Annotated in this window: 18 protein-coding genes; 3 read left to right on the top strand and 15 right to left on the bottom strand. The window is 73.2% G+C overall.

What is annotated here, in order from left to right:
• Positions 1-67 precede the first annotated feature (67 nt).
• Positions 68-1030, bottom strand: coding sequence for a carbohydrate ABC transporter permease (locus AC1RSJ_RS03620; protein ID WP_493116973.1), 963 nt, complete (start codon positions 1028-1030; stop codon positions 68-70).
• Positions 1014-1979: a carbohydrate ABC transporter permease gene (locus AC1RSJ_RS03615; protein WP_493116972.1), complete on the bottom strand. Its 966-nt coding sequence runs from the start codon at positions 1977-1979 to the stop codon at positions 1014-1016. Before AC1RSJ_RS03615 ends, AC1RSJ_RS03620 begins: the two co-directional genes overlap by 17 nt.
• Before the next feature lie 165 nt (positions 1980-2144).
• On the opposite strand from AC1RSJ_RS03615, the gene AC1RSJ_RS03610 reads away from it, so the two are divergent.
• Together AC1RSJ_RS03610 and purU are read left to right on the top strand one after the other, a co-directional pair.
• Positions 2145-3503: a glycoside hydrolase family 125 protein gene (locus AC1RSJ_RS03610; protein WP_493116971.1), complete on the top strand. Its 1359-nt coding sequence runs from the start codon at positions 2145-2147 to the stop codon at positions 3501-3503.
• A 35-nt stretch (positions 3504-3538) separates the two neighbouring features.
• Positions 3539-4393, top strand: coding sequence for a formyltetrahydrofolate deformylase (gene purU, locus AC1RSJ_RS03605; RefSeq protein ID WP_493116970.1), 855 nt, complete (start codon positions 3539-3541; stop codon positions 4391-4393).
• Here the strand turns inward: purU and AC1RSJ_RS03600 are convergent.
• From AC1RSJ_RS03600 to AC1RSJ_RS03585, 4 genes are all read right to left on the bottom strand, one after another.
• Positions 4390-5010 carry a GDSL-type esterase/lipase family protein gene (locus AC1RSJ_RS03600; RefSeq protein ID WP_493116969.1) on the bottom strand — a complete coding sequence of 207 codons (621 nt, stop codon included), beginning with the start codon at positions 5008-5010 and terminating at the stop codon, positions 4390-4392. The genes purU and AC1RSJ_RS03600 overlap by 4 nt on opposite strands.
• A 16-nt stretch (positions 5011-5026) precedes the next feature.
• Positions 5027-6901, bottom strand: coding sequence for a glycoside hydrolase family 2 protein (locus tag AC1RSJ_RS03595; protein ID WP_493116968.1), 1875 nt, complete (start codon positions 6899-6901; stop codon positions 5027-5029).
• Between the two features lie 105 nt (positions 6902-7006).
• Positions 7007-10006 carry an alpha-mannosidase gene (locus AC1RSJ_RS03590; protein ID WP_493116967.1) on the bottom strand — a complete coding sequence of 1000 codons (3000 nt, stop codon included), beginning with the start codon at positions 10004-10006 and terminating at the stop codon, positions 7007-7009.
• Positions 10007-10192: 186 nt separating this feature from the next.
• Positions 10193-11440 (bottom strand): ROK family transcriptional regulator, encoded by a 1248-nt coding sequence (locus AC1RSJ_RS03585; protein ID WP_493116966.1) that lies wholly within the window; start codon positions 11438-11440, stop codon positions 10193-10195.
• Positions 11441-11532: 92 nt separating this feature from the next.
• On the opposite strand from AC1RSJ_RS03585, the gene nagA reads away from it, so the two are divergent.
• Entirely contained in the window at positions 11533-12669 is a 1137-nt protein-coding gene (nagA, locus tag AC1RSJ_RS03580; RefSeq protein ID WP_493116965.1) for an N-acetylglucosamine-6-phosphate deacetylase, read from the top strand.
• Between the two features lie 34 nt (positions 12670-12703).
• Here the strand turns inward: nagA and AC1RSJ_RS03575 are convergent, their stop codons facing one another.
• The 9 genes from AC1RSJ_RS03575 to AC1RSJ_RS03535 form a co-directional block, all read right to left on the bottom strand.
• Positions 12704-13564, bottom strand: a complete 861-nt coding sequence (locus AC1RSJ_RS03575) for an N-acetylmuramic acid 6-phosphate etherase (protein WP_493116964.1) — start codon at positions 13562-13564, stop codon at positions 12704-12706.
• A gap of 3 nt (positions 13565-13567) precedes the next feature.
• Positions 13568-14338 (bottom strand): glucosamine-6-phosphate deaminase, encoded by a 771-nt coding sequence (locus AC1RSJ_RS03570; RefSeq protein ID WP_493116963.1) that lies wholly within the window; start codon positions 14336-14338, stop codon positions 13568-13570.
• Complete coding sequence (locus AC1RSJ_RS03565; protein ID WP_493116962.1) at positions 14323-15228, bottom strand: ROK family protein; 906 nt, start codon at positions 15226-15228, stop codon at positions 14323-14325. Before AC1RSJ_RS03565 ends, AC1RSJ_RS03570 begins: the two co-directional genes overlap by 16 nt.
• Complete coding sequence (locus AC1RSJ_RS03560; RefSeq protein WP_493116961.1) at positions 15225-16667, bottom strand: glycoside hydrolase family 3 N-terminal domain-containing protein; 1443 nt, start codon at positions 16665-16667, stop codon at positions 15225-15227. Before AC1RSJ_RS03560 ends, AC1RSJ_RS03565 begins: the two co-directional genes overlap by 4 nt.
• Positions 16664-17587, bottom strand: coding sequence for a carbohydrate ABC transporter permease (locus AC1RSJ_RS03555; protein WP_493116960.1), 924 nt, complete (start codon positions 17585-17587; stop codon positions 16664-16666). Before AC1RSJ_RS03555 ends, AC1RSJ_RS03560 begins: the two co-directional genes overlap by 4 nt.
• Positions 17584-18432, bottom strand: coding sequence for a carbohydrate ABC transporter permease (locus AC1RSJ_RS03550; protein ID WP_493116959.1), 849 nt, complete (start codon positions 18430-18432; stop codon positions 17584-17586). The genes AC1RSJ_RS03555 and AC1RSJ_RS03550 overlap by 4 nt, the downstream gene beginning before the upstream one ends.
• A gap of 270 nt (positions 18433-18702) precedes the next feature.
• On the bottom strand, positions 18703-19983 hold the full coding sequence (locus tag AC1RSJ_RS03545; protein WP_493116958.1) for an extracellular solute-binding protein: 1281 nt from the start codon (positions 19981-19983) through the stop codon (positions 18703-18705).
• 66 nt (positions 19984-20049) lie between these two features.
• Positions 20050-21213: an ROK family transcriptional regulator gene (locus AC1RSJ_RS03540; RefSeq protein WP_493116957.1), complete on the bottom strand. Its 1164-nt coding sequence runs from the start codon at positions 21211-21213 to the stop codon at positions 20050-20052.
• A 166-nt stretch (positions 21214-21379) separates the two neighbouring features.
• Positions 21380-25054 (bottom strand): S8 family serine peptidase, encoded by a 3675-nt coding sequence (locus tag AC1RSJ_RS03535; protein ID WP_493116956.1) that lies wholly within the window; start codon positions 25052-25054, stop codon positions 21380-21382.
• Between the last annotated feature and the right edge of the window lie 280 nt (positions 25055-25334).

Here is a 25334-nt window from a genome sequence, read left to right as displayed (position 1 = left end):
TCCTTCGATCGGTTCGGGATGTGACAGGTGGTGCAGTGAGGGATGGACGGGTGGACGGGCCGGGGCGTCAGCGCTGCGAGGTGTTGCCGAGCGAGCTGAGGCCCTGGACGAAGTACCGCTGCGCGAAGAAGAAGATGAGGAGCGGCGGCAGCATGTAGAGCAGGTTGGTGGCCATGTAGGCCGACCAGTTGAGGGTCTGGCCCGCGAAGGCCGAGATGAACGACGACATCCCGACTGCGAGGGTCCAGTTCTCCGGCGAGTTCAGGTAGATCAGCGGGTTCAGGTAGTCGTTCCACGAGCCCTGGAAGGCGAGGATCGCCATCGTGATCCACACCGGGCGCGTCATCGGGATCATGATCTGCGTGAAGATCCGGAAGTGGTTGGCGCCGTCGACCTTCGCCGCCTCGTCGATCGAGTACGGGATCGCGAGGAAGTACTGCCGCGCCAGGAAGATGAAGAGCGGGTTGCCGCCGAGGAACGCGGGCACGATGAGCGGCAGCCAGGTGTCGTACCAGCCGATGTCCTTGAAGAGCTGGAACAGCGGGATGATGCCGACGACGCCCGGCAGCAGCATGCTGCCGACGAAGAGGTAGAACAGCACCCGGCGGCCGCTGAAGCGGAGCCGGGAGAGCGCGTAGCCGGCCATCATCGAGGTCGTCACGCCGCCGATCACCGACAGCGCGGTGACGATGAGCGAGTTCCCCAGCAGCAGCGGGAAGTGGATGGTCGCCGGTCCCGTGATGAAGTTCTCGAAGTGCCACTCGGTCGGCAGGATCGTGGGCGGCACCTGGAACACCGCCGAGCGGCTCTTCAGCGCGATGGTGATCATCCACAGCAGCGGCATGATCATGACGGAGACGATGAGCAGCGCGAACGCGTACCAGGGCACCATCCGCGCGGCGCGGGCGCGGCGCGGCGTCGCGGGTCCGAAGGACTTCGAGGGGCGGGGACGGCGGCGCGCAGAGGGGGCCGCGTCGACGAGGGCGGCGCCCGCCGTCGTCGCGGTCGCGGCGTCAGGAATCGTTGTCACTGTAGGTCCAGAAGCTCGTGAAGCGCGCCGACAGCGCGACGATGACGATGATGATGAGGAAGAGCACCCACACCTGCGCGGTCGCGTACCCGAGCTCGGGGATGCGGCCCAGCGCCGGGAAGCCGTGGGTGTAGATGGAGAGCATGAGCGTGGTCGTGCTGAAGCCCGGCCCGCCGTTCGTGAGGATCTTCGGCTGCGCGAAGGTCTGCATCGCGGCGGTCAGCTGCATCACGACCTGCAGCAGGATGATCGGGCTGATGCCGGGCAGCGTGATGCGCAGGAAGATCGTGATCGGGCCGGCGCCGTCGACCTTCGCCGCCTCGTAGAGCTCCGTCGGCACGGCCTGGAGCGCGGCGAGGAAGATGATCATGGTGCCGCCGACGCCCCAGAGCATCGTCAGCACGATCGACGGCATCGCCGTCGCCGAATCGCTGAGCCAGCTCAGCGGCGGGATGCCGAAGGCGCCGAGGAACGAGTTGGCGAGTCCGACCTGCGGGTCGAAGACGAACTTCCACAGCGTGATCGTGGCGACCGCAGGCAGCACCACCGGCAGGTAGAGGAGCGTGCGCACCGCGGTGACGCCGCGGAACCGCGCGTTGCAGAACAGCGCGAGCCCGAGGCCGATGATGAGCGAGAGCGGCACGTACAGCAGCACGAGGTAGCCGGTCGCCGCGAGCGACGCGAGGAACGTCGGGTCGGCCGTGAACATCCGCGTGAAGTTGTCGAACCCGATGAAGGTCGGGTCGGTGAGGCCGTTGAAGTCGGTCAGCGCCAGGTAGGCGGCCCGGATGATCGGGAAGATCACGAAGACCGAGAAGCCGATCAGGGCCGGCAGCAGGAAGATCAGGGCCGGCCGCCAGTCGCGGCCGAGCCGGAAGCGGCGGCGCACACCTCCGCTCCGGTTCCCGACCGGGGCGATGCGTCCCGGGCGCTCAGCGAGCTGCGTCACTCGTTCCCTCCTCCGTTGGAGGCGACGGCGCTGCTGCCGGGGGTCGGCACTCGCTTCGTCGCGATGCTCTCGGGGTGATAACGTTTCCCCGCTGACCGCGAGATAACGTTTCCACCGATTGCGGACTCATAGTGGATCACGCTGACGAAGGAGTCAAGACCCGTGATGGAATCGTTTCCCCAGACCGGCCCCGCGCCGCTGCCGGACTCCCTCGCCGACCTCGCGGATCGCGCCGAGACGGCGCTCGGCCGCACCTCGCCGGCCGGCTCGATCGTGCGGGCCTGCCTGACGAACACGTGGACGACCGCGATGTCGCGGGCGGCGGCGGCCGATCCGGACCGGCCCGAGGTGTTCGTCGCGACCGGTGACATCCCCGCGATGTGGCTGCGCGACAGCACCGCGCAGGTGCGCCCCTACCTCGCGGCCGCGAGCGATCCGATCGTCGGCGACGCGATCGCCGGCGTGCTGCGCCGGCAGGTGCGCTACGTGCTGCTCGACCCGTACGCGAACGCGTTCAACGACGGCCCGACCGGCGCGCACGGCGAGCCCGACGACCTGCCGACGCCGGGTCCGTGGCTCTGGGAGCGCAAGTACGAGGTCGACTCGCTGTGCGCCCCGCTGCAGCTCGCCTCCGCGCTCTGGCGCGCCACCGGGCGCACCGACCACCTCGACGACGGCTTCCGGGCCGCGGCGGTGCGCATCCTCGAGGTCTGGCGGCGCGAGCAGTCGCACGCCGGGTCCGACTACACGTTCGTGCGGCCGCACGGCGCCTTCGCGCACGACACCCTGCCCGACGGCGGCCGCGGCGCCGCGGTCGGCCCCACCGGGATGACCTGGTCGGGCTACCGGCCGAGCGACGACCGCTGCGAGCACGGCTACCTGGTGCCCTCGAACGCCCTCGCGTCCGGGAGCCTCCACGGGCTCGCCGAGCTAGCGGACGCCGTGCTCGGCGACGCGGCGCTGGCCGCCTCCGCCCGGGCGCTCGCCGACGAGATCGACGCCGGCATCCTCGCGCACGCGGTGGTCGACGCCGGCGGCGAGCGCGTGCTCGCCTACGAGGTCGACGGGCTCGGCCGGGCCCTCGTCGGCGACGACGCCAACCTGCCGAGCCTGCTCAGCCTGCCGCTCGCCGGCTGGTCGGCGCCGGAGGACCCGCTCTACCGGCGCACCCGCGCGATGCTGCTCTCCGAGGTCAACCCGGCGTACTTCTCCGGCAGCGCGGCCGCCGGCATCGGCTCCGACCACACCCCGACCCGGCACGTCTGGCCGCTCGCCATCGCGACGGCCGGCCTCACCGGCACGCAGCAGGAGGCGGTGGAGGCGATCGACCTGCTCGCGGCCACGACCGCGGGCACCGGGCTCATGCACGAGAGCTTCCACGTCGACGACCCGTCCGTGTACACGCGGCCGTGGTTCGGCTGGGCGAACTCGATGTACGCGGAGCTCGCGCTGTCGTTCGCCGACGTGCGCGTCGCCGAGCTCTTCCCGCGCAACCCGCGCGCGCTGGCGGCCCAGCCGGGCTGACCGGGCGTGCGCGTCCGCTGTGGCACGCTGGTGCCGTGGCCGACGCGACGCACTGGATCCTCACCCTCGCCTGCGAGGACCGCCCCGGCATCGTCCACGCGATCAGCGGCGCCGTCGTCGAGGCCCGCGGCAACATCACCGAGTCGCAGCAGTTCTCCTCCCCCGACACCGACCGCTTCTTCATGCGCCTGCAGGTGGAGTCGGATGCGGACCGCGCGACGTTCGAGGCCGCTCTCGCCCCGGTGACCGAGCGCTACGGGATGGAGTGGCAGCTCGACGTCGTCGGCCGCCCGCTGCGCACGCTCGTGCTCGTCTCGAAGGCCGGCCACTGCCTCAACGACCTGCTCTTCCGGCAGCGCGCCGGCCAGCTCGAGGTCGACATCCCGCTCGTGCTCGGCAACCATCCGGACCTCGCCGGTCTCGCCGAGTTCTACGGCGTGCCGTTCGAGCACCGCGCCGTCGTCGACCCGGACACGAAGGCGGCGTTCGAGGCCCGGGTGCTCGAGGTCGTGGCCGAGCACGACATCGAGCTCGTGGTGCTCGCCCGCTACATGCAGATCCTCAGCGCGGAGCTCTGCGCCGCGCTCGCCGGCCGGGCGATCAACATCCATCACTCGTTCCTGCCCGGCTTCAAGGGCGCGAACCCCTACAAGCAGGCGCACGCGCGGGGGGTGAAGCTCATCGGCGCGACGGCGCACTTCGTCACGAGCGACCTCGACGAGGGCCCGATCGTGGAGCAGAACGTCGTGCGCGTGGACCACTCGCGGTCGTGGGAGGAGCTGCGCTCGATCGGCCAGGACGAGGAGAGCCGCACGCTCACCCAGGCGGTGAAGTGGTTCAGCGAGGATCGCGTGCTGCTCGACGGCGCCCGCACGATCATCTTCCGCTAGCGCGGACCGAGCCCGAGCCCCTCGCACACGGCGCGGGCGAACGGCACGTAGCCGCCCGCCGTGAAGTGGATGCCGTCGTCGAGGAACACCGGCAGCCCGCTCACCGCGCCCTGCCGCACCGCGAGCGCGACGATCGGGTTCGGGTCGATGAAGTCGACGCGATCCCGCTCCGCGATGCCCTGCTCGATGAGTCGGTTCGCCGTGAGCAGCTCGTCACGCACACGCGCCTTCGCGGGCGCGTCGACGATCCCGACGTAGTGCAGCCGCGCCTCCGGCAGCCGGGCGCGGAGCTCGTCGAGCGTGCGGAGCACATCCCGCGCGACGGCGGCGCCGCGGCGCGTGTGGAGGCGGCGTCCGCTGATGTCGTTCGAGCCGCAGTAGAGCAGCACGGCGAGCGGCGGCACGGACGGCAGCTGCTCGGCGAGGTGCCGCTCCTGGTCGCGGATGCGCGTGCCGCCGACGCCGAGGTTCAGCGTGCGCAGCGGCTCGAGGTCCTGCTCCGACGTCGCCCAGTGCTCGACGATCGAGCTGCCGAGCAGCAGGAGGTCGAGCATCCCCTCCGCCTCGCGGGCCCGGGCGGCGCGCTCGGCGAACGCGGCCGCGAACCGGTCGGCCATCAGCTCCCCGCCGCGCTCACGGCGCGGCCGGCCCGTCGGACTCGTACGCCGCGATCCGCTGCTGGGCGGCGCGCACCTGCGCCACGTCGAGCTTCTCCGAGCGGTCGAAGCGGTAGATGCCGTTCTGCTCCTGGAACGTGTCGGTGAGCTGGGTGTAGCAGTAGCCGAACATCTCCCGGTTGCCGAGCAGCACGCCGGTCAGCCCGGTGAAGCGCTCCTGGAAGCCGACCTCGTCGCGCACCCGGTCGCCGTAGCCCCAGGACGTGTCGCGGTCGGTGCCGATCGCCGCCGCCATCTCGGGGTTCCACCAGATGCCGCCGAACTCCGACACCCAGTACGGCTGCCCCGAGTACGGCACCGACCACGAGACGCCGTCGGTGTTGTTGTCGAACGGGGCGCCGCCGCTCGCGAGCGGGTCGTGGGTGGCGGCGAACGCGACCGGGTCCTGCTCGTAGTCGTGCGAGTCCCACACGTCGGAGGCGCGCACCCGGTGGGCGTGGCCGGAGACGTCGAGCACCGGCCGAGTCGGGTCGGCGGCCTTCGTGATCTCCCAGAGCGCCGTCATCACGTCGTCGTAGGAGATGATCCGGTCGACCCGGCGCTGGAACGTCTCGTTCATCGGGCACCAGCCGATGATCGAGGGGTGGTTGCGGTCCCGTCGCACGGCCTCCGTCCACTGCGCCGCGAAGGTCGGCGGCAGGCCGTCCTCGCCGGACAGCCCCGCGCCCCAGTCGCCGAACTCACCCCAGGTGAGGTAGCCGAGCCGGTCGGCATGGAAGTGGAAGCGCTCCTCGAACACCTTCTGGTGCAGCCGGGCGCCCGTGAAGCCCGCCGCCTGCGAGAGCTCGATGTCGCGGATCAGCGCCGCATCGCTCGGCGCCGTCATCAGCGTCTCCGGCCAGTAGCCCTGGTCGAGCACCAGCCGCTGGAACACCCGCTCGCCGTTGATGAGCACGCTTCGGCCGTCGATCGCGACCGAGCGGAGGCCGGCGTAGCTGTCGACGGCGTCGATCACCCCGCCGTCGTCGCCGAGCAGCTCGACGCGGAGCGCGTAGAGGTGCGGGTCGGCGATCGACCAGGGGCGCAGGCGCGCCTCCGGCACGTCGAGCAGCAGCTGCGGCGCGAGGTCGAGGCGCGGATCGGCGGTCGCCTCGGCGACGACGCCGTCGGCATCCGACAGCACGACGCGGATGGCGGACCCGCCCGCGGCGCTGCGCGAGCCGCGCGGCGAGACGGTGACCGCGAGCCGGCGCGCGGCGAGCTCCGGCCGCACGACGAGCTCGGCGACGTGCCACGCCGGCACCGTCTCGAGCCAGACGGACTGCCAGATGCCGGTGGTGCGCGTGTAGTGCACGCTGTGGTTCGCGTACTGCCAGGACTGCTTGCCGCGGGCCTGCGCGCGGTCGTGCGGGTCGCGGGCGCGCACCACGATGGTCGCCGACGAGGCGGCGCCGACGGCCTCCGTGATGTCCGCGGAGAACGAGGTGAAGCCGCCGCGATGACGCGCGACCTCCACGCCCTCCACCCAGACGGTCGCGTCGTGGTCGACGGCGCCGAAGTGGAGGATCAGGCGGCGGCCGGACCGGTCGGGGCCGTTCCAGTCGTCCGGGATGACGACGTCGCGTCGGTACCAGACGGCCTCGAGGAAGTCGACGTCGCCGACCCCGGACGCCTCGCTCTCCGGCGCGAACGGCACGGTGATGCGGCCGGACAGCTCGTGCTCGACGAGGTCGCGCTCGACGCCGGAGTCGGCGCGGTCGATCTCGAACCCCCACTCGCCGTTGAGCGTGAGCCAGCCGTCGCGCACGAGCTGCGGGCGCGGGTACTCCGGGCGCGGCACGCCCTCGGTGCCGCCGGCAGGCGCGGGGAAGCTGATCGGCTCCCAGGTCATCGGGTCTCCTTGCGGGTCTGGGGCTTCGACAGGCTCAGCCATCCGGGGCGGCTCAGCCATCCGGGGCGGCTCAGCCATCCGGGGCGGCTCAGCCATCCGGCCGGCTCAGCCATCAGCGCGGGCCAGCCGCACGGTCACGAGCTCGAACGGGCGCAGGTCGAGGTCGAGCGCGTCGGCCTGCTGGGTCTCGAGCGGGCGCTCGAGCAGGTCGGTTCGGGCGGCGCCGCTGCTCGCGAAGCCGGCCTCGAGCCGGCCGTGGGCGCGGGCGCCCCGCGCCTCGTACAGGCGCACGATCACGTCGCCGGAGCCGTCCTCCGCCAGCTTCACGGCCTCGATCACGATCGCGGGCTCCGCGACGGCGACGAGCGGCTCGACGGCCGCTCCCGCGACCCGCCGCAGCGGCAGGTTGACGCGGTAGCCCGCGCCGGCCGCGGCGAGCACGTCGCCGGCGACGAGGGAGTGCCGGAACACGTGCTCGCCCTGATCGGCGTGCGGGTCGGGGAACAGCGGCGCGCGCAGCAGCGACTCGCGGATCAGCGAGTAGGTGCCACCGCCCTCGCGGGCGTGCCGGGTGACGTCGTGGCCGTAGACGCGGTCGTTCGCGACGGCGGCGCCGAAGCCGGGCTCCTGCACCTGCACCCAGCGGTGCGCCTGGGTCTCGAAGCGCGCGACGTCCCAGCTCGTGTTCACGTGGGTGGGGCGGCTCACGTGGCCGAACTGCACCTCGCTCGCGGCGGTCGACGCGTGCACGTCGACGGGGAACGCGAGCTTGAGCAGCTTCTGCGTCTCGTGCCAGTCGATGCGGGTCTCGATGTCGAGCGCGCCGCCGTGGAGGGTGAGCCGCTGCACGATCGTCGAGGTCGCGCTGTCGCGGCCCGCCGTGGCGATCGACTTCCTCACGACGACGGCGTCGCCCTCGACGGCGACCGAGCCGGTGCGCAGGGCGTCGAGCGGCATCCGCTGGTAGGCGCGGTCGACGTCCCAGGCGTCCCAGCGGTTCGGGGTGTCGCGGTAGAGCTGCAGCTCGTTGCCGACCGTGCCCGGCGGCACGGTCTCGCGGCCGGACGCCGCGTCGACGAACGAGACGAGGTGCCCGTCGGCGTCGATCCGGGCGACCGCCTCCGCGCTCTCGAGCACGGCGCCGTCGCCGTCGGCGCGGGCGGACGACGCGGTCGCGACCGCGGAACCGGCGCCGAGCGCCGGCACGCTTGCCACCGGGAACGGACCGGCGTTGAACGCGACCTCGGCCCCGTCCTCGCCCGACCCGAGCGCCACCAGCGCGTCGGCGATGAGCCCCTCGAGCGACTCGGCCACGGCGGCGTAGTTCCGCTCCGCCTCGCGGTGCACCCAGGCGATCGACGAGCCAGGCAGGATGTCGTGGAACTGCTGCAGCAGCACGGTCTCCCACGCGCGCCGCAGCTCCTCGGCCGGGTACGGCGCACCGGTGCGGACGGCGGCGGTCGCGGCCCAGAGCTCGGCCTCGCGGAGCAGGTGCTCGCTGCGGCGGTTGCCCTCCTTCGTACGCGACTGCGACGTCAGCGTGCCGCGGTGCAGCTCGAGGTAGAGCTCGCCGTCCCAGACGCCGGGCTGCGGCAGCTCCTCCTTCGCCCGGGCGAAGAACGCGTCCGGACGGCCGAGCTCCACGCGGGGCGAGCCGTCGAGGTCGGCCTTGCGGCGCGCGGTGTCGAGCATCTCGCGCGTGGGCCCGCCGCCGCCGTCCCCGTAGCCGTACAGCAGGATCGCGAGGTCGCTGACGCCCTTCTCGGCGTGCTGCCGCTCGGAGCGGGCGAGGTCCGACGCGGACACGTCCGAGTTGTAGGTGTCCGACGGCGGGAAGTGCGTGAAGACGCGGGTGCCGTCGATGCCCTCCCAGAGGAAGCTGTGGTGCGGCATCCGGTTCGTGTCATTCCACGAGATCTTCTGCGTCAGGAAGCTGTGGCTGTTCGACGCGGCGACGATCTGCGGCAGGCCGGCGGAGTAGCCGAACGAGTCCGGCAGCCAGACCTCGTCGGTCTCGACGCCGAGCTCGCGGAGGAAGAAGCCCTTGCCGGCGACGAACTGGCGGGCCATCGCCTCGCCGCCCGGCATGTTCGTGTCCGACTCCACCCACATGCCGCCGACCGGCACGAACCGGCCCTCGGCGATGCGCTGCTTCATCCGCTCCCAGACGTCCGGGTAGCGGTCGCGCATCCACTGGTACTGCTGGGCGCTGGAGGCGGCGAACACGAAGTCCGGATGCGCGTCCATCAGGTCGAGCACGTTCGAGAACGTGCGCGCCACCTTGCGCTGCGTCTCGCGCACCGGCCAGAGCCAGGCGGAGTCGATGTGGGCGTGGCCGACCGCGAGCAGCCGGTGCGCGGTGCCGGCCGTGCGGGAGGCCAGGGTGTCGGCCAGCTCGCCGCGGACCGCGGCGGCCGTGCCGGCGACGTCGTCCGGGTCGAGCACGTCGATCGCCCGGTCGAGCGCACGGAGGATGCCGTGGCGGCGCGCCGAGTCGGCCGGCAGCGCCTCCGCGAGCCCGCGGAGCACGGCGACGTCCGACTCGAGCGCGACGGCCTCCGGATCGAGCAGTCCGATCGCGGCGCCGGCGAACCGGTAGATCGGCGCGGCCGGGGCGGTCTCGACGTCGCCGAACGGCGTCGGCTGGAACGTCCAGTCGCCGCCGATGTCGGGGTTCGACGCGGCCTCGAGGTAGATCGTGAACGGCTCGCCCGGCGCGGTGGTCAGCGGCAGGTGGGTGTTGCGCGGCTCGAGGCCCTTGAGCACCCGGCCCTCCGCCGTGAAGAACAGGCCCTCGCAGGTGAACCCGGGGCCGCCGCCGAAGCCGAGCTCGACGACGAGCTCCGGCAGGCCGTCCGCGGGCCAGTCGGCGGGCACGGCGCCCTCGATCCGCAGCCAGGTCGTGCCCCACGGCCTGCCCCAGGCGCCGCCCGGCGCGAGCGGCGCGTAGTCCTGGTCGACGGCCTCGGCGAACGGCACGGGCTCCCCCGGCGCCTCCCACGCGGTGACGGCGACGGGCACCGAGCGCGAGTACTTCGCCGGCTGGATGCGCTGCAGGTGCGCGCGGTGGACGCGCTGCTCGATGAGTCGGGTGTCGTCGTGCATGGTCGGGGTCCTCCCGGTCGCAGGCGGACGACGGGCGCCGTCGCCGCACCGTTATTCCATCGTATTGACAAACCCGCGTCAACCAGGCCCCCTGTGGATGATCGCCGCGCGATCTCTCAACTCGAGCCGGATCTCACGCGGCGATCCGGAGATGACGCGGCAGTCGTGCCGGGGCGCCCGGCGCACTCAGCCCGCGGCGGAGAGGAGCAGCGCCGACGGGCTCGCCGAGAACACCGAGTCGAGCACGAGGGAGGCGCCGCCCACCGCCGCGACGTCGCCGCCGAGCCGGGTCGTCACCACGCGGATCGGATGCGGCGCGACGAGCCGCGGGGACGCATCGACCGCCGCCTGGAGCACCTCGAGTCCGGGGGCGATGAGCCGCTCCCAGTACGGCCCCCCGCCGACGACGCGCTCGACATCGAGCAGGTTCCCGATCTGGATGATGCCCTCGGCGAGGTCGCCGAGCGCGCGGCTCAGCAGCTCGACCGCGCCGGCATGCCCCTCCCGGGCCATCGCGGCGAGCCGGCTGAACGCCTCGTCGATCGGCGCGGTGTCGAGCGGGTCGACGCCGACGCCCGCGGCGTCCTCCAGGATCCCGCGCTCCGACGCCCACCGCACGAGCGTGGCCGGGCTGGTGTTCTGTCCGAGGCAGCCCTGCCGTCCGCAGCTGCAGAGCTCGCCGTCCGCGCGCACCATCAGGTGGCCGATGTCGCCCGCGTTGCCGGTGGCGCCGTGGGCGGGGTCGCCGTCGAGCACGATGCCGAGCCCGATGCCGGTGCCGAAGTAGACGAACGCGAAGTCCTCGCGCTCCTCCTCCGACGCCGCCCAGCTCTCGCCGATCGCCGCCGCGACGGTGTCCTTCTCGAGCGCCACCGGCAGCGCGAGCCGGGCGCCGAGCTCGGCGCGCAGCGCCACGTTCTTCCACCCGCCGAGCAGGGGCGGATGCCGCACGACGCCCGCCTCGCGGTCGATCGGACCCGGGGCCGCGATCCCGACGCCGAGCACGGAGCCCCGCTCCACCCCCGACGAGGCCAGCAGCGACTCGATCGAGCGGGCCATCGCGTCGAGCACGGCAGCGGGACGACGGGCTCGCGGCGTGCGGGAGCGCGCGTGCGCGACCACCCGGCCCTCGAGGTCGACGATGACGTGCGTGATGGTGCTCGGGTCGAGGTGCACGCCGATGGCGTAGCCGCCGGTCGGCTCGAGCCCGAGGATGGTGCGCGGCTTGCCGGGGCCGCTGCTCTGCTTGCCGACCTCGCGGATGAGCCCGCGGCCGAGCAGCCGCCGGGTCACGTTGGTGACCGTCTGCGCCGAGAGCCCGGTCGTCTCGGCGAGCTCGACGCGGCTCAGGCCCTCCGGCGCGCGGCGGATCCGGTCGAGCACCACGGCCTGGTTGAAGCCGCCGATGGCGGGGAGGTTCGCTCCTCGGCGCATGCCGACTCCTTCCGGGTCCGCCCGGACGGGCATCCGGCGCCCCCAGTATGCCCTCCCGCCCCGAGCGGACCGCCGGTCCTACGCTGGACGTCATGACCACGCTGCTGCATTCCGCTCGGCGCATAGACGCCCGCGGCGAGCTCGACGACGCCTGGATCCTCTTCGACGGCGCGGTGATCGTCGCCGCCGGGGCCGGTCTCGCGACCGCCCCGGACGCCGACGAGCGGATCGATCTCGGCGGCGCGGTGATCACCCCCGGCTTCGTCGACCTGCACGGCCACGGCGGCGGCGGGCACGCGGCCGAGGGCGGGCCGGAGGAGATCGCGCATGCGGTCGCCGCGCACCGGCGGCACGGCACGACGCGCTCGGTGGTCAGCCTGGTCGCCAACCCGGTGGAGCGCCTGGCGGAGTCGCTCCGCGGCATCCGCGAGCTCGCCGCGCACGACCCGCTCGTGCTCGGCTCGCACCTGGAGGGGCCGTTCCTCTCCCCCGGCAAGCCGGGCGCGCACGCGCCGGAGTTCCTGCTCGCACCAACGACCGCGGTCATCGACACCCTGCTCGAGGCGGCCGGCGGGTCGCTGCGCCAGATCACGATCGCGCCCGAGCTGCCCGGCGGGATCGACGCGGTCCGCACCCTCGCCGAGCACACCGTCGTCGCCGTCGGGCACACCGAGGCGGATGCCGACACCGCCCGCGCGGCGTTCGACGCCGGCGCCGCCGTGCTGACCCACGCGTTCAACGCGATGAACGGCATCCACCACCGCGCGCCCGGCCCGGTCGTGGCGGCGGTCGCCGACGAGCGCGTGACGCTCGAGCTCGTGCTCGACGGCATCCACGTGCATCCGGACGTCGCCGGGATGCTGCTCGCCGCCGCCCCCGGCCGCGTCGCGCTGATCACCGACGCCATGGCCGCGGCGGGCAGCGACGACGGCGACTACGCCCTCGGCTCGCTCAACGTGACCGTGCGCGACGGCGTCGCCCTGCTCTCCGGCACCCAGACGATCGCGGGCTCGACGCTGACCCAGGATGCCGCGCTGCGGATCGCGATCGAGCGCGTCGGCGTCGACCCGGTCGATGCGGTCGCGGCGCTCACGCTCGTGCCGGCGGGGGTGCTCGGCGAGGACGACCGGCTCGGGCTGCTCGCCGAGGGGTACGCGGCCGATGTCGTCGTGCTGGACGACGCGTGGACCGTGCAGCGGGTCTGGGCGGACGGCATCCCGCTCGACTGAGGCCGGTCCGCCGTCCGATGGCCGAGGAGCGCCGCTAGCCGTCGGCGCGGCGCTCGAGCAGCCGGTCGAGCGCGGCGCGGAGGTCCCCGCCGGTCGCCTCGAGCGCCGCACGGGCCTCGTCCTCCGAGCATCCGGAGGCCTCGACGAGGATCCGCACCGCGCGGAGCCGCAGCTTCGCGTTCGTCGCGCTCATCGTCACCATGAGGTTCGACCAGGTCCGCCCGAGCAGCACCATCAGCGTCGTCGAGAACCCGTTCAGCGCGACCTTCTGCGCGGTGCCCGCCTTGAGCCTCGTCGAGCCGGTGAGCACCTCGGGCCCGGTGTCGAGCACGATCAGGTGGTCCGCGAGCGAGGCGAGCGGCGTGCCCGGGTTGTTGCAGACGAGCGCCGTCGCCGCCCCGGCGGCGCGGGCCCCGCGGAGGGCGCCGGCCACATACGGCGTCGTGCCGGAGGCGGCGATCCCGATCGCGAGGTCGTCCGGTCCGAGCTCGGACGCCTCCCGCTCGCCATCCGCATCCGAGTCCTCGCCGCCCTCCACGGCCTCCGTCATCGCGGTCGGACCGCCGGCCAGGTGGCCGGTCACGATGCCGGCCTCGAGCGAGAAGGTCGGGCGCAGCTCCGCGGCGTCGAGCACCCCGAGCCGGCCGGAGGTGCCGGCGCCGAAGTAGTGCACGGCGCCGCCGCGGCCGATCCGCTCGGCGGCGTCCTCGGCGAGCGCGGCGAGCGCGGGCAGCGCCGGGCGCACCGCGGCGATCGCCCGCGCGTCCTCGTCGTTCATCAGCTCGAGGATGCGCAGCGCGGGCAGCTCGGAGAGGCCCTCCGACGCCGGGTTGCGCCGCTCGGTCGGCGGGAGTCCGGCGGCGCCGGCAGCACCCGCGTCCGACGACCCGGCCATCGCTCAGCGCTCCCAGTCGAGCCGGTTGTCCCAGGCGAAGCGGTAGTACTCCGCGTACTCGAGCCCGGCGGCGGCCGCCTCGTCGACGATCACGAGCACCCGGGGATGCAGCTGGATCGCGGACCCCGGCAGCGACGCGGTGAGCGGCCCCTCGACGGCGGCGGCCACAGCTTCGGCCTTGCCGGCGCCGAACGCGAGCAGCACGAGCTGGCGGGCGTCGAGGATGGTGCCGAGGCCCTGCGTGAGGCAGTGCCGGGGCACCTGGTCCGGCGAGTCGAAGAAGCGCGCGTTGTCGGCGCGGGTCTGCTCGGTCAGCGTCTTCACCCGCGTGCGCGAGGTCAGCGACGAGCCCGGCTCGTTGAAGCCGATGTGGCCGGTGCGGCCGATGCCGAGGATCTGCAGGTCGACGCCGCCGGCCGCGGCGATCGCGTCCTCGTAGCGCTCCCCCGCGCCCTCGACGGGTCCGCCGTCGTCGCCCGGCACGTGCACGAGCTCGGGGTCGAGTCCGAGCGGCTCGACGACCTCGCGGGTGATGACGGCGCGATAGGACTCCGGATGCCCGGCCGGCAGCCCGATGTACTCGTCGAGCGCGAAGCCCCGGACGCGGCCCAGGTCGAGCCCGAGTGCGGCGAGCGCGGTCCAGGTGCTCAGCGGCGTGGATCCCGTCGCGAGCCCGAGCACGGCGTCCGGACGTCCGGCCACCAGGCGGGCGATGCGGTCGGCGGCGAGCGCGCCGGCCTCCTGCTCGTCCCGCACGATCACGACCTCGGCCATGCTGCCTCCTCTCCCGCCAGCGCCGCGCCCACGGCGGCCACCGGCACGTCTCCCGCCACGACCGACACCCGGCCGGGCAGCTCCTGGGCCGCGAGGAACGCGGACCCCTCCGCCTGCGCGACGAGCGCGGCGCGCACCGGCACGAGCAGCTCCTCACCGAGCCGGCTGATGCCCCCGCCGATGACGACCCGGTCGACGTCGACGGACAGCACGAGCGCGCGGACGGCGTCCGCGACGGCGCGGGCGAAGCGCGCCTGCACGGCGATCGCCGCGGGGTCGCCGGCGGCCGCGGCGTCGAACAGGGCGCGCGCCGGATGCTCGCCGTGCGGCCAGGCGCGGGCGACGCTGTGGCCCGCCGCGATGGTCTCGAGGCAGCCGCGCTGGCCGCACGGGCACAGCTCGCCGTCCGGGTCGACCGGCAGGTGCCCGATCTCGCCGGCGACGCCGCGCGCCCCGCGCCAGAGCCGGCCGTCGAGCACGATGCCCGCCGCGAGCCCGGTGCCGAGGTTGAGATAGCCGAGCGAGTCGGTCGGCCCGCCGCCCTCGCGCGCGAACGCGCCGAGCGCCGCCGCATTGACGTCGTTCTCGATCCGCACCGGCACGCCCGTGCGGGCGGCGAGCTCGGCGCCGAGGTCGAGTCCGACGAGCCCGAGGTTCACCGCGTGCTCGACCCGGCCGCGCGCGCTGTCCACGGCGCCGGGGATGCCGACGCCGATCGTCGTGGGCGCGCCATCGGGGAGCCCGAGGTCGCCGAGCACCCGCGCGGCGTTGTCGAGCACCTCCTCGACGCCGAAGCCGCTCGGACGGCGGGCCGTCGCGACGACGGCGCCCTCGTCGTCCAGGGCGACGGCCTCCGCCTTGGTGCCGCCGATGTCGATCCCGATCCTCACCGCACGCGGCTCCCCGCTCCCAGCCTGTCGAGGAGCGCACGGCCCGCGACGCGGGAGGCGCCGAACGTGGCGAGATCAGCGTAGGCGCGATCGGCTGACGGCCACCCGGTGTCGACGACGTAGTTGTCGGGCCGGAGCCGTCGGGCGACGTCGACGACGGTGCGCACCCACTCGTGGCGGTGGATGCCGGAGCCGACGAGGATCCAGGGCCCGTCACCGGGCAGCGGCTCGCCATCGTGCAGGTGCACGACCTCGCCGCCGGCCGCGGCGGGCCCCCACGGGGCCCGGCCGACCGCGATGTTCGGCGCGGTCTCGAGCTGCACGATCAGGGCGCCCGGCGGCACCGGCGGGGCGTCCGCGCGCTCCTCGAACGCGGACGCGATCCGCTCGGCGGCGACCGGGGGCTGCTCGCCCTCGAGCGCGTCGGCCACGCCGGCCGCCTCGCCGACGGGCACCGTGGTGGCGAGTCCGTCGGCGAGGTCGGCGACGCGGCGGGCGGCATCCGCCAGCCTCGAGGCGGCGAGCTCGCCGCGCGCGACCGCCGAGTCGAGCGCCGCCGCGATCTGCACCACCTGGTCCGCGGTGGTGCGGGTGCCGATGCAGAGCAGGTCGCAGCCGCCGGCGATCGCCCTCACGGCGGCGCCCGGGATGCCGAGCGAGCCGCTCGCGCCCGTCATGTCGAGCGCGTCGGAGACGACGGCCCCTGCGAAGCCCAGGCGGCCTCGCAGGGTGCCGTCGAGAATGCGGGACGAGAAGGTGGCGGGCTCCTCGTCGAGGGCGGGCACGACGATGTGCGACGACATCACCGTGCGGGCGCCGGCCTGGACGGCTGCGGCGAACGGCGGCAGCTCGCGGGTCTCGACCACGTCGAGCGGGCCGTCGACCCGCGGCAGCGCGAGGTGCGAGTCCTGTGCGGTGTCGCCGTGGCCCGGGAAGTGCTTCGCGCTGGTCGCGACGCCCACGGCCTCGTGCGAGCGGATCCACGCGGTGGCGTGCCGCGACACCAGCTGCGGATCCGCGCCGAAGCTGCGCACGCCGATCACCGGGTTGTCGGGGTTGGAGTTGACGTCGACGTCGGGCGCGAGGTTGAGGTTCACGCCGACGGCGGCGAGGCGGCGCGCGACCGCGGCGCCGACGGCGGCGGTCAGCGCGAGGTCGTCGAGCCGGCCCAGGATGGCGTTGCCCGGGTACGGCGACCCGGTCGCGGCGTGGAGTCGCGTGACGTCGCCGCCCTCCTCGTCGATCGCGATGATCGCGCGCGGGTTCGCGGCGCGGATCGCGTCGGTGAGCGCGCGGGTCTGGGCCGGGTCGACGATGTTCTCGCCGAACAGGCACACGCCGCCGAGCCCGTCGCGCAGCGCAGCCGCGAGCCAGTCCGGCAGCTCCGTGCCGGAGAAGCCCGGCATCAGCACCGCGAGCGCCGGGCGCGCGCCGGTCATCCCTTCACCGCGCCGGCGGTCAGGCCGCCGGCCATCCGGCCCTGCACGATCATGAAGAACACGACGACCGGGATCGCGATGAGCGTCGAGCCGGCCATCACGCCCGACCAGTTCGTCGTGGTGTTGGCCTGCAGGAACGTGCGCAGCCAGACGGGCAGCGTGTAGCTCAGCGAGTCCGACATCGACACGAGCGCGAACACGAACTCGTTCCACGCGGTGATGAACGCGAAGACGCCGGTCGCCACGAGCCCCGGCGCGAGCAGCGGGAACGTCACCCGCCAGAACGCGCCGAGCCGCGAGCAGCCGTCGATCATCGCCGCCTCCTCGAGCTCCACGGGCACGCCGTTGACGAAGCCGCGGAGGGTCCAGATGGTGAACGGCAGCGCCGTCGCCGTGTAGACGATGACGAGCCCGAAGACGTTGTTCAGCAGCGACCAGCCCTCGAGCAGGCGGTACAGCGAGATGATCATCGCCTCGCCCGGCACCATCTGCACGACGAGCACGGCGATGATGAAGCCGTAGCGGCCGCGGAACCGGAAGCGCGTCACCGCCAGCGCGGCCAGGAACCCGAACACGAGCGCGACGACGATCACGAGCAGCGTCACGACGAGCGAGTTGCCGAGGGCCGGGAGGAACGGCGTCCTGGTCGACCCGTTGAAGATCGACTCGTAGTTGCGCAGCGTGAACGCGTCCGGCCAGAAGTGCGGCACGGGTGTGCGGGTCAGGTTGTTCGGCAGGAACGACGTGTTCACCATCCAGTAGACGGGGAACACCGAGACCAGGAAGACGATCACGGCGATGACGCTGTAGACGACCTTCGAGGGCCGCCGGGGGCGGCGGCGGACGGCACCGAGCTCGGCGGGACCGGCGGTGGCGCCCGCCGGCGTGGCGGCGGACGGCGGGGCGACGACGGAGGTCATGCGCTCTCCTCCTCCTTGAGCAGCTGGCGGATGTAGACGAACGACACCGCGAGGAGCAGCAGCACCATGATCACGGCGATCGCGCCGCCGATGTCGTAGTGCGCGTTGCCGAGGGCGACCTGGTAGATGTACACGCCGAGCGTCGCGGTCTCGTTGATCGAGCCGCCGATGTCCTGCAGCGCCTTCACCTGCGTGAACACGCGGATGTCCCAGATCACCGAGAGGATGATCACGACCACGAACACGCTGCGCAGGTACGGCACCACGATGAGGAAGAAGCGGCGGGCCGCGCCGGCGCCGTCGAGCTGCGAGGCCTCCATGACCTCCTCGGGCACCTGCCCGATGCCCGCGTAGACGGCGAACGCGACGAACGGGATGGCGCCCCACACGACGATGATCGTCAGCACCCCGAAGAAGCTCACCGGATCGGTCAGCCAGGAGTGCCCCTGCATGCCGAGCAGGTAGTTGATGACGCCGTACTGCGTGTCGAACAGCCAGCCCCAGACGATGGTCGCGCTGAGCGGCGGCATGGCCCAGGCGAGCAGCAGCCCGACGGCGACGAGCGTGCGGAAGAAGCGGTTGAGCTGCCGCATGAGCAGCGCGATGAGGGTGGCGCCGACGACCGTGAGCACGACGGCCACCACGCAGAAGAGCAGGCTGCGGCCGAGCACCGCCCAGAACTGCGGATCGGTGAGCACCCGGCCGTAGTTGGCGAGCCCGACGAACTCGGGGGGCTGGCCGAAGACCTGCGCACGCCCGTAGCTCTGGAACGAGGTCACGACGAGCTGGACGAGCGGCCAGCCGGTGATGACCGCGAGGACCGCGGTCGCGGGGATGAGCAGCATCAGCGGGGTGACGCTGCCGCGCCGGCGGCGGCCGGAGCCCGGGAGGCGTCCTCCGGCTGACGGCGTGCGCCCTCCGGCTGACGGCGTCAGGGGGGTGGAGACGGCGGACATGGTGGGGGAACCCTTCTAGGATGTGCGATGCCGTCGGCTTCCTAGGGCGACGGCGCGACGCCGGCCGGGCCGGGTCTGCACGGACCACGACTCGAGATCCCGTATCGATCTCGAGGCACCCTCGCGGGCGGCCCGGCTGGCGTCGTTCTCAGATCCGGATCAGCCGTTGAGGATGCCGTCGATCTTCTTGTCGGCCGCGGCCGTCAGCTCCTTCACGTCGCCGCCCTGGGCGATCGACGAGAACAGGTCGAGCAGGGTGGACGAGGCCTCCACGTCGGCCCACTTCGGCGAGGCCGGGGTGAGCTTGGTGTTGGCGGCGGCCTCCGCGGTCGCCTTGGCGGCGTCGTCCGAGCCGAGGGTGTCCGACAGCGAGGTGAGCGCCGGCACGAGGCCGTTCTTGCCGAGGATGGACTGGTAGTCCTTGCTCAGCATGATCTTCAGCGCGTCGTACGCGAGCTCCTTGTGCGCCGACTTGTTCGAGACGGCGATGTTGGAGCCGCCCGCGAACACCTGGGCGGTGGTGCCGGCCTTGGCGCCCGGCAGGGCGAAGACGCCGAGGTCGGACTCGAGGTCGGGGCAGCCGGGGGTGTCGGAGTCGGCCGGCGCGAGGATCGATCCGCGCACCCAGCTCGGCGCCGAGAGCATCGCGACCTGGTTCGCGCAGAACGGGACCTGCGGGTTGGTGCCGTCGCCGTCCTTCGGGGCGGTCGACGCCTGCTGCGCCACCTCCTGGAAGGTGGTGAGGCCCTTCACCGACTCGTCGGAGGAGAGCTGCGCCTCCCACTTGCCGCCCTTCTCGACCGCGATCTCGCCGCCGGCCTCCCAGATGTACGGCATGACGTTGTACTGGTCCTTGCCCGGCATGTAGATGCCGGAGACGCCCGGGTTGGCCTTCGCGATCGTGATGCCGTCCTGCACGTACTCGTCGAAGGTCTTCGGCACGTCGAGGCCGGCGGCCGTGAACATGCTCTTGCGGTAGAAGACCAGGCGCGAGCCGGCGTAGTACGGCGCGGCGAAGAACTTGCCGTCCGCGGTGCCGACGTCGACGAAGCCGGGGAGGAGGTCCTTGCCGCCGAGCTCCGCCTTCTTGTCGGTGAGGTCCATGAACGCGCCGACGGTGGTGAACGCGGGGGCCTGGGTGTTGCCGACCTCCACGACGTCGGGGCTGTCGGATCCCGAGAGCGCGGTCGTCAGCTTGTCGACGATGCCGGTCCAGGACTGCTCCTCGATCTTCAGCGTGGAGCCCGGGTGCTGCTTCTCGAAGGTCTTGACGAGGTACTGGCGCGCCTCGTCCGGGGTGTCGGTGCCGTTGAGCCACACGCGGATGGTGGCCTTCTCGTCGCTCGACGACGAGCCGGAGCCGCCGGTGGAGCAGCCGGTCAGCACCAGCGCTGCGGCCGCGGTGACTGCTGCGACGGCCGCGATGCCCTTTCGCCTCATGGGGGTTCCTTTCCTAGGGGAGGTGCCGGCGGCCGGTCGGCCGACGGCGGATGGTGCGTCGGGGTGTCACGACACCCCGAGTCGCCCGGACAGCACCATCGCGGCGGCGCCGCGAAGCACGATGTCCTGTCCCAGGCGGGTTCCGCGCAGCTCGACGTGGTCGTGGAACTCGGCCATCGTCCGGCTGCGGAGGGTCTCTCGGGTGGCCTCGCTGAGGGGGCCGTCGAGCAGGTCGTCGGGACCGCTGAGCACGATCTCGCTGAGGTCGAGCACGCCGACCACCGGGGCGAGCGCGATGCCGAGCCGGCTGCCGGCCTCCCGTAGCACGGCCTCGCGGGCCGCGTCCACGTCAGCGGCGTCGAGTGCCGCGGTGAGGCGCGGCACGGCGAGCCAGGTCTCGAGACAGCCGTGCTTGCCGCAGGCGCAGAGGTCGCCGCCGTCGGTCCCGACGACGACGTGCCCGATCTCGCCCGCGGCGAAGCGCGCGCCGAACAGCGGCACGCCCGCGACGAGCAGGCCGGCGCCGACGCCGCGGCCGATGCGGATGACGAGCGTGTCGGCCGGCGCTCCACCGAAGCTGTGCTCGGCGAGCGCGGCCGCGTTCGCGTCGTTCGCGACGATCACGTCGAGCCCGGTCGCCTCCGCGAGCCGGGCGCGGAGCGGGAGGTCGGTCCAGCCGAGGTTCGGCGCGCTGAGCACGACCCCGTCGAGGTCGACGATGCCGGGGCTGCCGACGCCGACGCCGAGCACGGGCGCCGTGGTGCGGGCGACGAGCCCGGTGACGAGCGCGAGAGCGAGGGCGACCGCGTCCTCCCCGGTCGCGCCGTCGACCGCGGTCTCGGCCCGCTCGAGCACGTCGCCGTCGAGGTCGAGCACGGCGCCGCGCAGCACGTCCGAGTCGCTGAGGTCGACGCCGACGATCTGGTGCGCCGTGCGGGCGATGTCGACGAGCGTGGCGGGCTTGCCGGGACGTGATCCCTCGCGCTGCCCGAGCTCGGCGACGAGCCCCTCGCCGAGCAGCTCGGCGACGAGGTCGGAGATGGTGACGCGTGTGAGCCCGGTCTCCCGCGCGAGGTCCGCGCGGCTCAGCGGACCGCCGCGGTAGAGGGTCTGCAGCACGAGCGCCCGGTTGTGGCGGCGGGCCTCGCCCGGCAGCGCCTTGGCGCCCGGCCTGCGGAAGGCGGACAGCGCGGAGCCGCGCCCCGTGCCTCGCGTCCCTGCCGTCGACATGTTTGTTAGTAAAGCGTACGAACAAACACCTGTCTATCCCCGCGGCGAGAGTTTCCCCGCCCGAAACGGCCCGAAACACGCGCGAAACCGCCGGACGTTGCACGCCCGAACGCGGCGGGCCGCCGCCTCCCGAGGGAGACGACGGCCCGGCCGTGCGAGCGGACCGCTACCAGAACACGATCACCCAGGCGCCGTCGCTGGTCGAGCCGGCGATGCCGTCGGTGCCGCTGTACACGGCCTTGACGGTGTGGGCGCCGCTGCGCAGCCCGGCCAGCTGGATCTTCGCGGTGCCCGACGGCCCGACGGCCACCGGGGTGCCCAGCGGCCGGCCGTCGACGGTGATCTGCACCGAGCCGGCGCCGACCGGCTCGCCGCCGGACTTCACCGCGACCGTGGCGGTCACCTTCTGGCCGAAGACCAGCTGGCGCGACAGCTTCAGCGACGTCGACGACGACTTCAGCACCGTCACCGCCTCGGACGTCGCGGAGGCGGAGGCGCCGGTCGCGCTCGTGGCGGTCACGACCACCGCGAGCTCGTGCCCGGCGTCCTTCTTCTTCACCGTGTACGCGGCCTTCGTCGCGCCGGCGAGATCCGCGCCGTCGCGCTGCCACTGGTAGGCGTAGGTCAGGCCCTCGCCCTCCCAGGTGCCCGGAGTCGCGTGCAGCTTCTCGCCGACGCGCGGCGATCCGGTGATCTCCGGCAGCGCCGTGTTCACCGGGGTGCCCGGATCCGGCGCCTCGCCGGTCGCGACGCCGACGAACGTGCGCACGTCGCTGTCGCCGTACTCGACGTAGCCGAGGTAGCGGCTCTCGGGGTCGAGGCCGGCCCACGATGCGGTGTACGACGTCGGCGTGCCCGCCGTCACCGGCAGCTGCGCCGGGTCGAGCGTCAGCGGGGCGCCGCCGGACAGCACGTTCGTCGTCCAGAAGTCCCACTCCGCGTTCGACCCGGCCGGGGCGGAGAACACGCTGACCTCGGCGAGGTAGGTGCCCGGCTCCGGATCCGGCAGGTCGACCCGCTCGTCCGCCGACTCGGTCGCCGACTGGCCCGCGATCGCGATCGGCACGCCGGCCGCGTTCAGCTGGTAGACGACGAGATCGAGGTCGTAGTCCGGGGTGTCGGCCAGCGAGTCGAGGTCGAAGCGCGCGAGCGCCGTGCCCTCGGGCACCTCCACCGTGTAGTCGACGAAGCCGCCGGTCGGCTGCGCACCGGAGTGCTCGCCGCCCGCCGGGTCCGGCTGGCGGGCGGCCTTGCTCAGACCGGGGCTGGCCAGCGCGAGCGTGCCGGTGATGCCGGGCGTGATGTCGACCGAGACGGAGCCGGTGGTGCCGGTGCCGTCGACGGACTCGGGGGCCTCGACCGTGAGCGGCTTGACCGCGAGGGGGCTGCGCACGGCGAGCCCGCCGGGTCCGGTCCAGGTGAGGTAGCCGGTGCTGAACTCGTCGAGCGCGGCCGTGGTGCGCGTGAACGTCACCGTGAACGCGGCCGACTCGCCCGCCGCCAGGGTGAGCGACGACGGGGTCACCGTGGTCTTCACCCCCGCGACGCCCTCGACCGAGGCGGCGTAGGTTCCGGCCGTGCGGGCCGTCACCGTGCGGGTCACGGTCGCGCTGCCGGTCAGCTTGCCCACCGCGATGGAGGGCAGGTTCACCGCGTTGGCCGGGATGCCGACGATCGACGGGTCGCCGAGGTCGAAGCCCTGCCCGACGATGTACGCCTCCCACTCGGCCGAGCCGCTGAGGTACACCAGACCCGGCTCGAACATCCGCGACGGGTCGACCTGGCCGGCGCCCTGCCCGAAGACGTCCTTCGAGGCGGTGCCGTCCGCGGTGACCGTGTCGTAGGCGGTCGTCATGAGCGCCGACTTGATCTCCGCCGGGGTGGTCGTCGGGTGCTCGCCGAGGTACAGCGCGGCGAGGCCGGCGATGTGCGGCGACGCCATCGACGTGCCGGACAGGAACTGGAACGTCGGGGTCGCGCCGGCGGCGTTGGCGCCGTCCGCGAGGATCGAGACGCCCGGCGCCGTGATGTCCGGCTTGATGATGTCCGCGTCGGCGACGTGCAGCGGGCCGCGCGAGCTGAAGTCGGCCAGCTGCGGCACCGGAGTCTGGTCGGCCGTCGTGTTGTCCGGCGTGAGTTTCGCCTCCGCTCCCGCCTGCGCCTCCGCCTTGACCGCGTCGTGGTGCTCGTTGGAGATGTGGATCGAGGGCACGCTGTGGAAGTCGTTGTCCACGTCGTTCGCACCTCCCGGCACGTTCACGAGGATCATGCCGATGCCGCCCGCGCGGAGCACCTCGGCCGACTTCGCGACGCGGTCGTTCGAGCCGCGCTCGCAGACCACGATCTTCCCGGCCGCCTTGGCCGGGTCGAGGCTGTCGGCGAAGCACAGGTTCGGCGACGTGCCGCCGGCGATGCCGATGTCACCGGCCCAGACGGTCGCGCCCTCCACCTCGTCGCGCACGGAGATGCCCGCGCCGACGATCGGCGCGAGGTCGCTGCCGGGGAAGCTCACCGTGGCCTCGTAGTCCGGGATGGTCGATGCGGCGACCGTGGTCTCCCACGGTGCGGCGTGATCGACCGTCGAGGCTGCCGGGCCGGAGTTGCCGGCGCTGGCCGCCACGAAGATGCCGGACTCGGCAGCACCGAGGAAGGCGTAGTCGACAGCCGACACGGAGCTGGAGGCGCCCGAGGCGCTGCCGATCGAGAAGTTGATCACGTCGACGCCGTCGCGCACCGCCTGGTCGATCGCGGCGATGAGGTCGGAATTCGCGCAGCCGTCGTCATCCGTCGTCGTGTTGTCCGGGCCCGACCAGCAGACCTTGTAGGCCGCGATCTTCGCGGCCGGGGCGACGCCGGTGATGGGATCGAAGGCGATGCCCTCGACGGTGGCCGGCACGTCGGCGTTGCCTGCGGCGGTCGACGCCGTGTGCGAGCCGTGGCCGTCGCCGTCGCGCGGGGAGACGTACTCGCCGGTCGCCGGGGTGCCGATGCGGTCGGCGCCGAAGCCGTCGAGGTAGTAGCGCGCGCTGATCAGCTTGCTGTTGCACTCGCTGCCGGTGAACTGGTCCGCGGCGGTGGCGCCGGCCTGGCAGAGGCCCTGGAACAGCTGGCCGTCACCCTTCTGGAAGAAGGTCTGCCCGCCCGAGGTGTAGGGGTCGGCACCGGCCGTCTTCTTCAGCGGGGAGCCCGCAAACGACGGGTTCTCCGGCGCGATGCCGGAGTCGACGACGCCGACGACGACGCCCTTGCCCGCCTTCGACGTGCCGCCGACCTTCTCCCAGACGCCGCCCGGACCGGACAGCTTGAGGAAGTCGGTGGACGACTCGGCGGTGAGGTGGGAGATCGCGTCCGGCTCGAGCGCGACGACGCGCTTGTCGGAGCTGAGCTTCTGCGCCTGGGTCGCGGTCAGATCCGCGGAGAAGGCGTTGACCGCGAGCGTGTAGTTGTAGTCCGCGGTGGCGCCGACGGAGGCGGCGACGGCGTCCTGCTGCTGCTCGAGATAGGTCGAGTAGCTGCCGACGGACGCGGCGCGCGGGTTCAGCTGACCGCCCGCCTTCGGCTTCGTGGCCGCATAGGTCTTCACGCCGCCGCCGTAGGAGGCGGCGGGGTCGCCCGCGACGGTGACGATGTACCGGCCTGCCGTCAGTGGGACGGCCGGGTCGGCGAGGGTGGAGCCCGCGTGCGCGGCCGGATCGGCCGCCGGCACGACGGGCGCCGGCGCGGCGACCGCGGGGGCCCCGGCGACGGCGATCCCTCCGGCGGCGAGCGCCGCGGCCGCGGTGGCGGCCGTCAGGAGGCGGAGGGGGCGTCTCGCCGCGAGGCGGCGCAGCTGTGTTCTCAAATCTGCATTCCTTCTGGGAAATGGAACAGAAACAGCCGCAGTCGGGTCTGCGATTCTTTGCACAGTAGCAACGAAGTCCCCCGAGCGGGGGTAGTCTTCCCGGTCTGCTCCTCCGGGCCCGTTCATGGCGGTCTCACGGCCATCCCCCGGTTACGGGGTGAACCACGGGCCCCCGGCTCTCGTTTCCCCGGTGAGAATGGACTCGCGGGTCCGTCTCCGACGGCCTCCGGCCAGTCCCCGATCACCGATCCGGTATCCACCGATGACAGGGAGAGAGACC

The sequence above is a fragment of the Schumannella sp. GW821-FHT10F01 genome, assembly GCF_058809295.1.
Note: the sequence above shows the minus strand (reverse complement) of the source record. Positions and strands in the feature narration are given on the sequence as shown.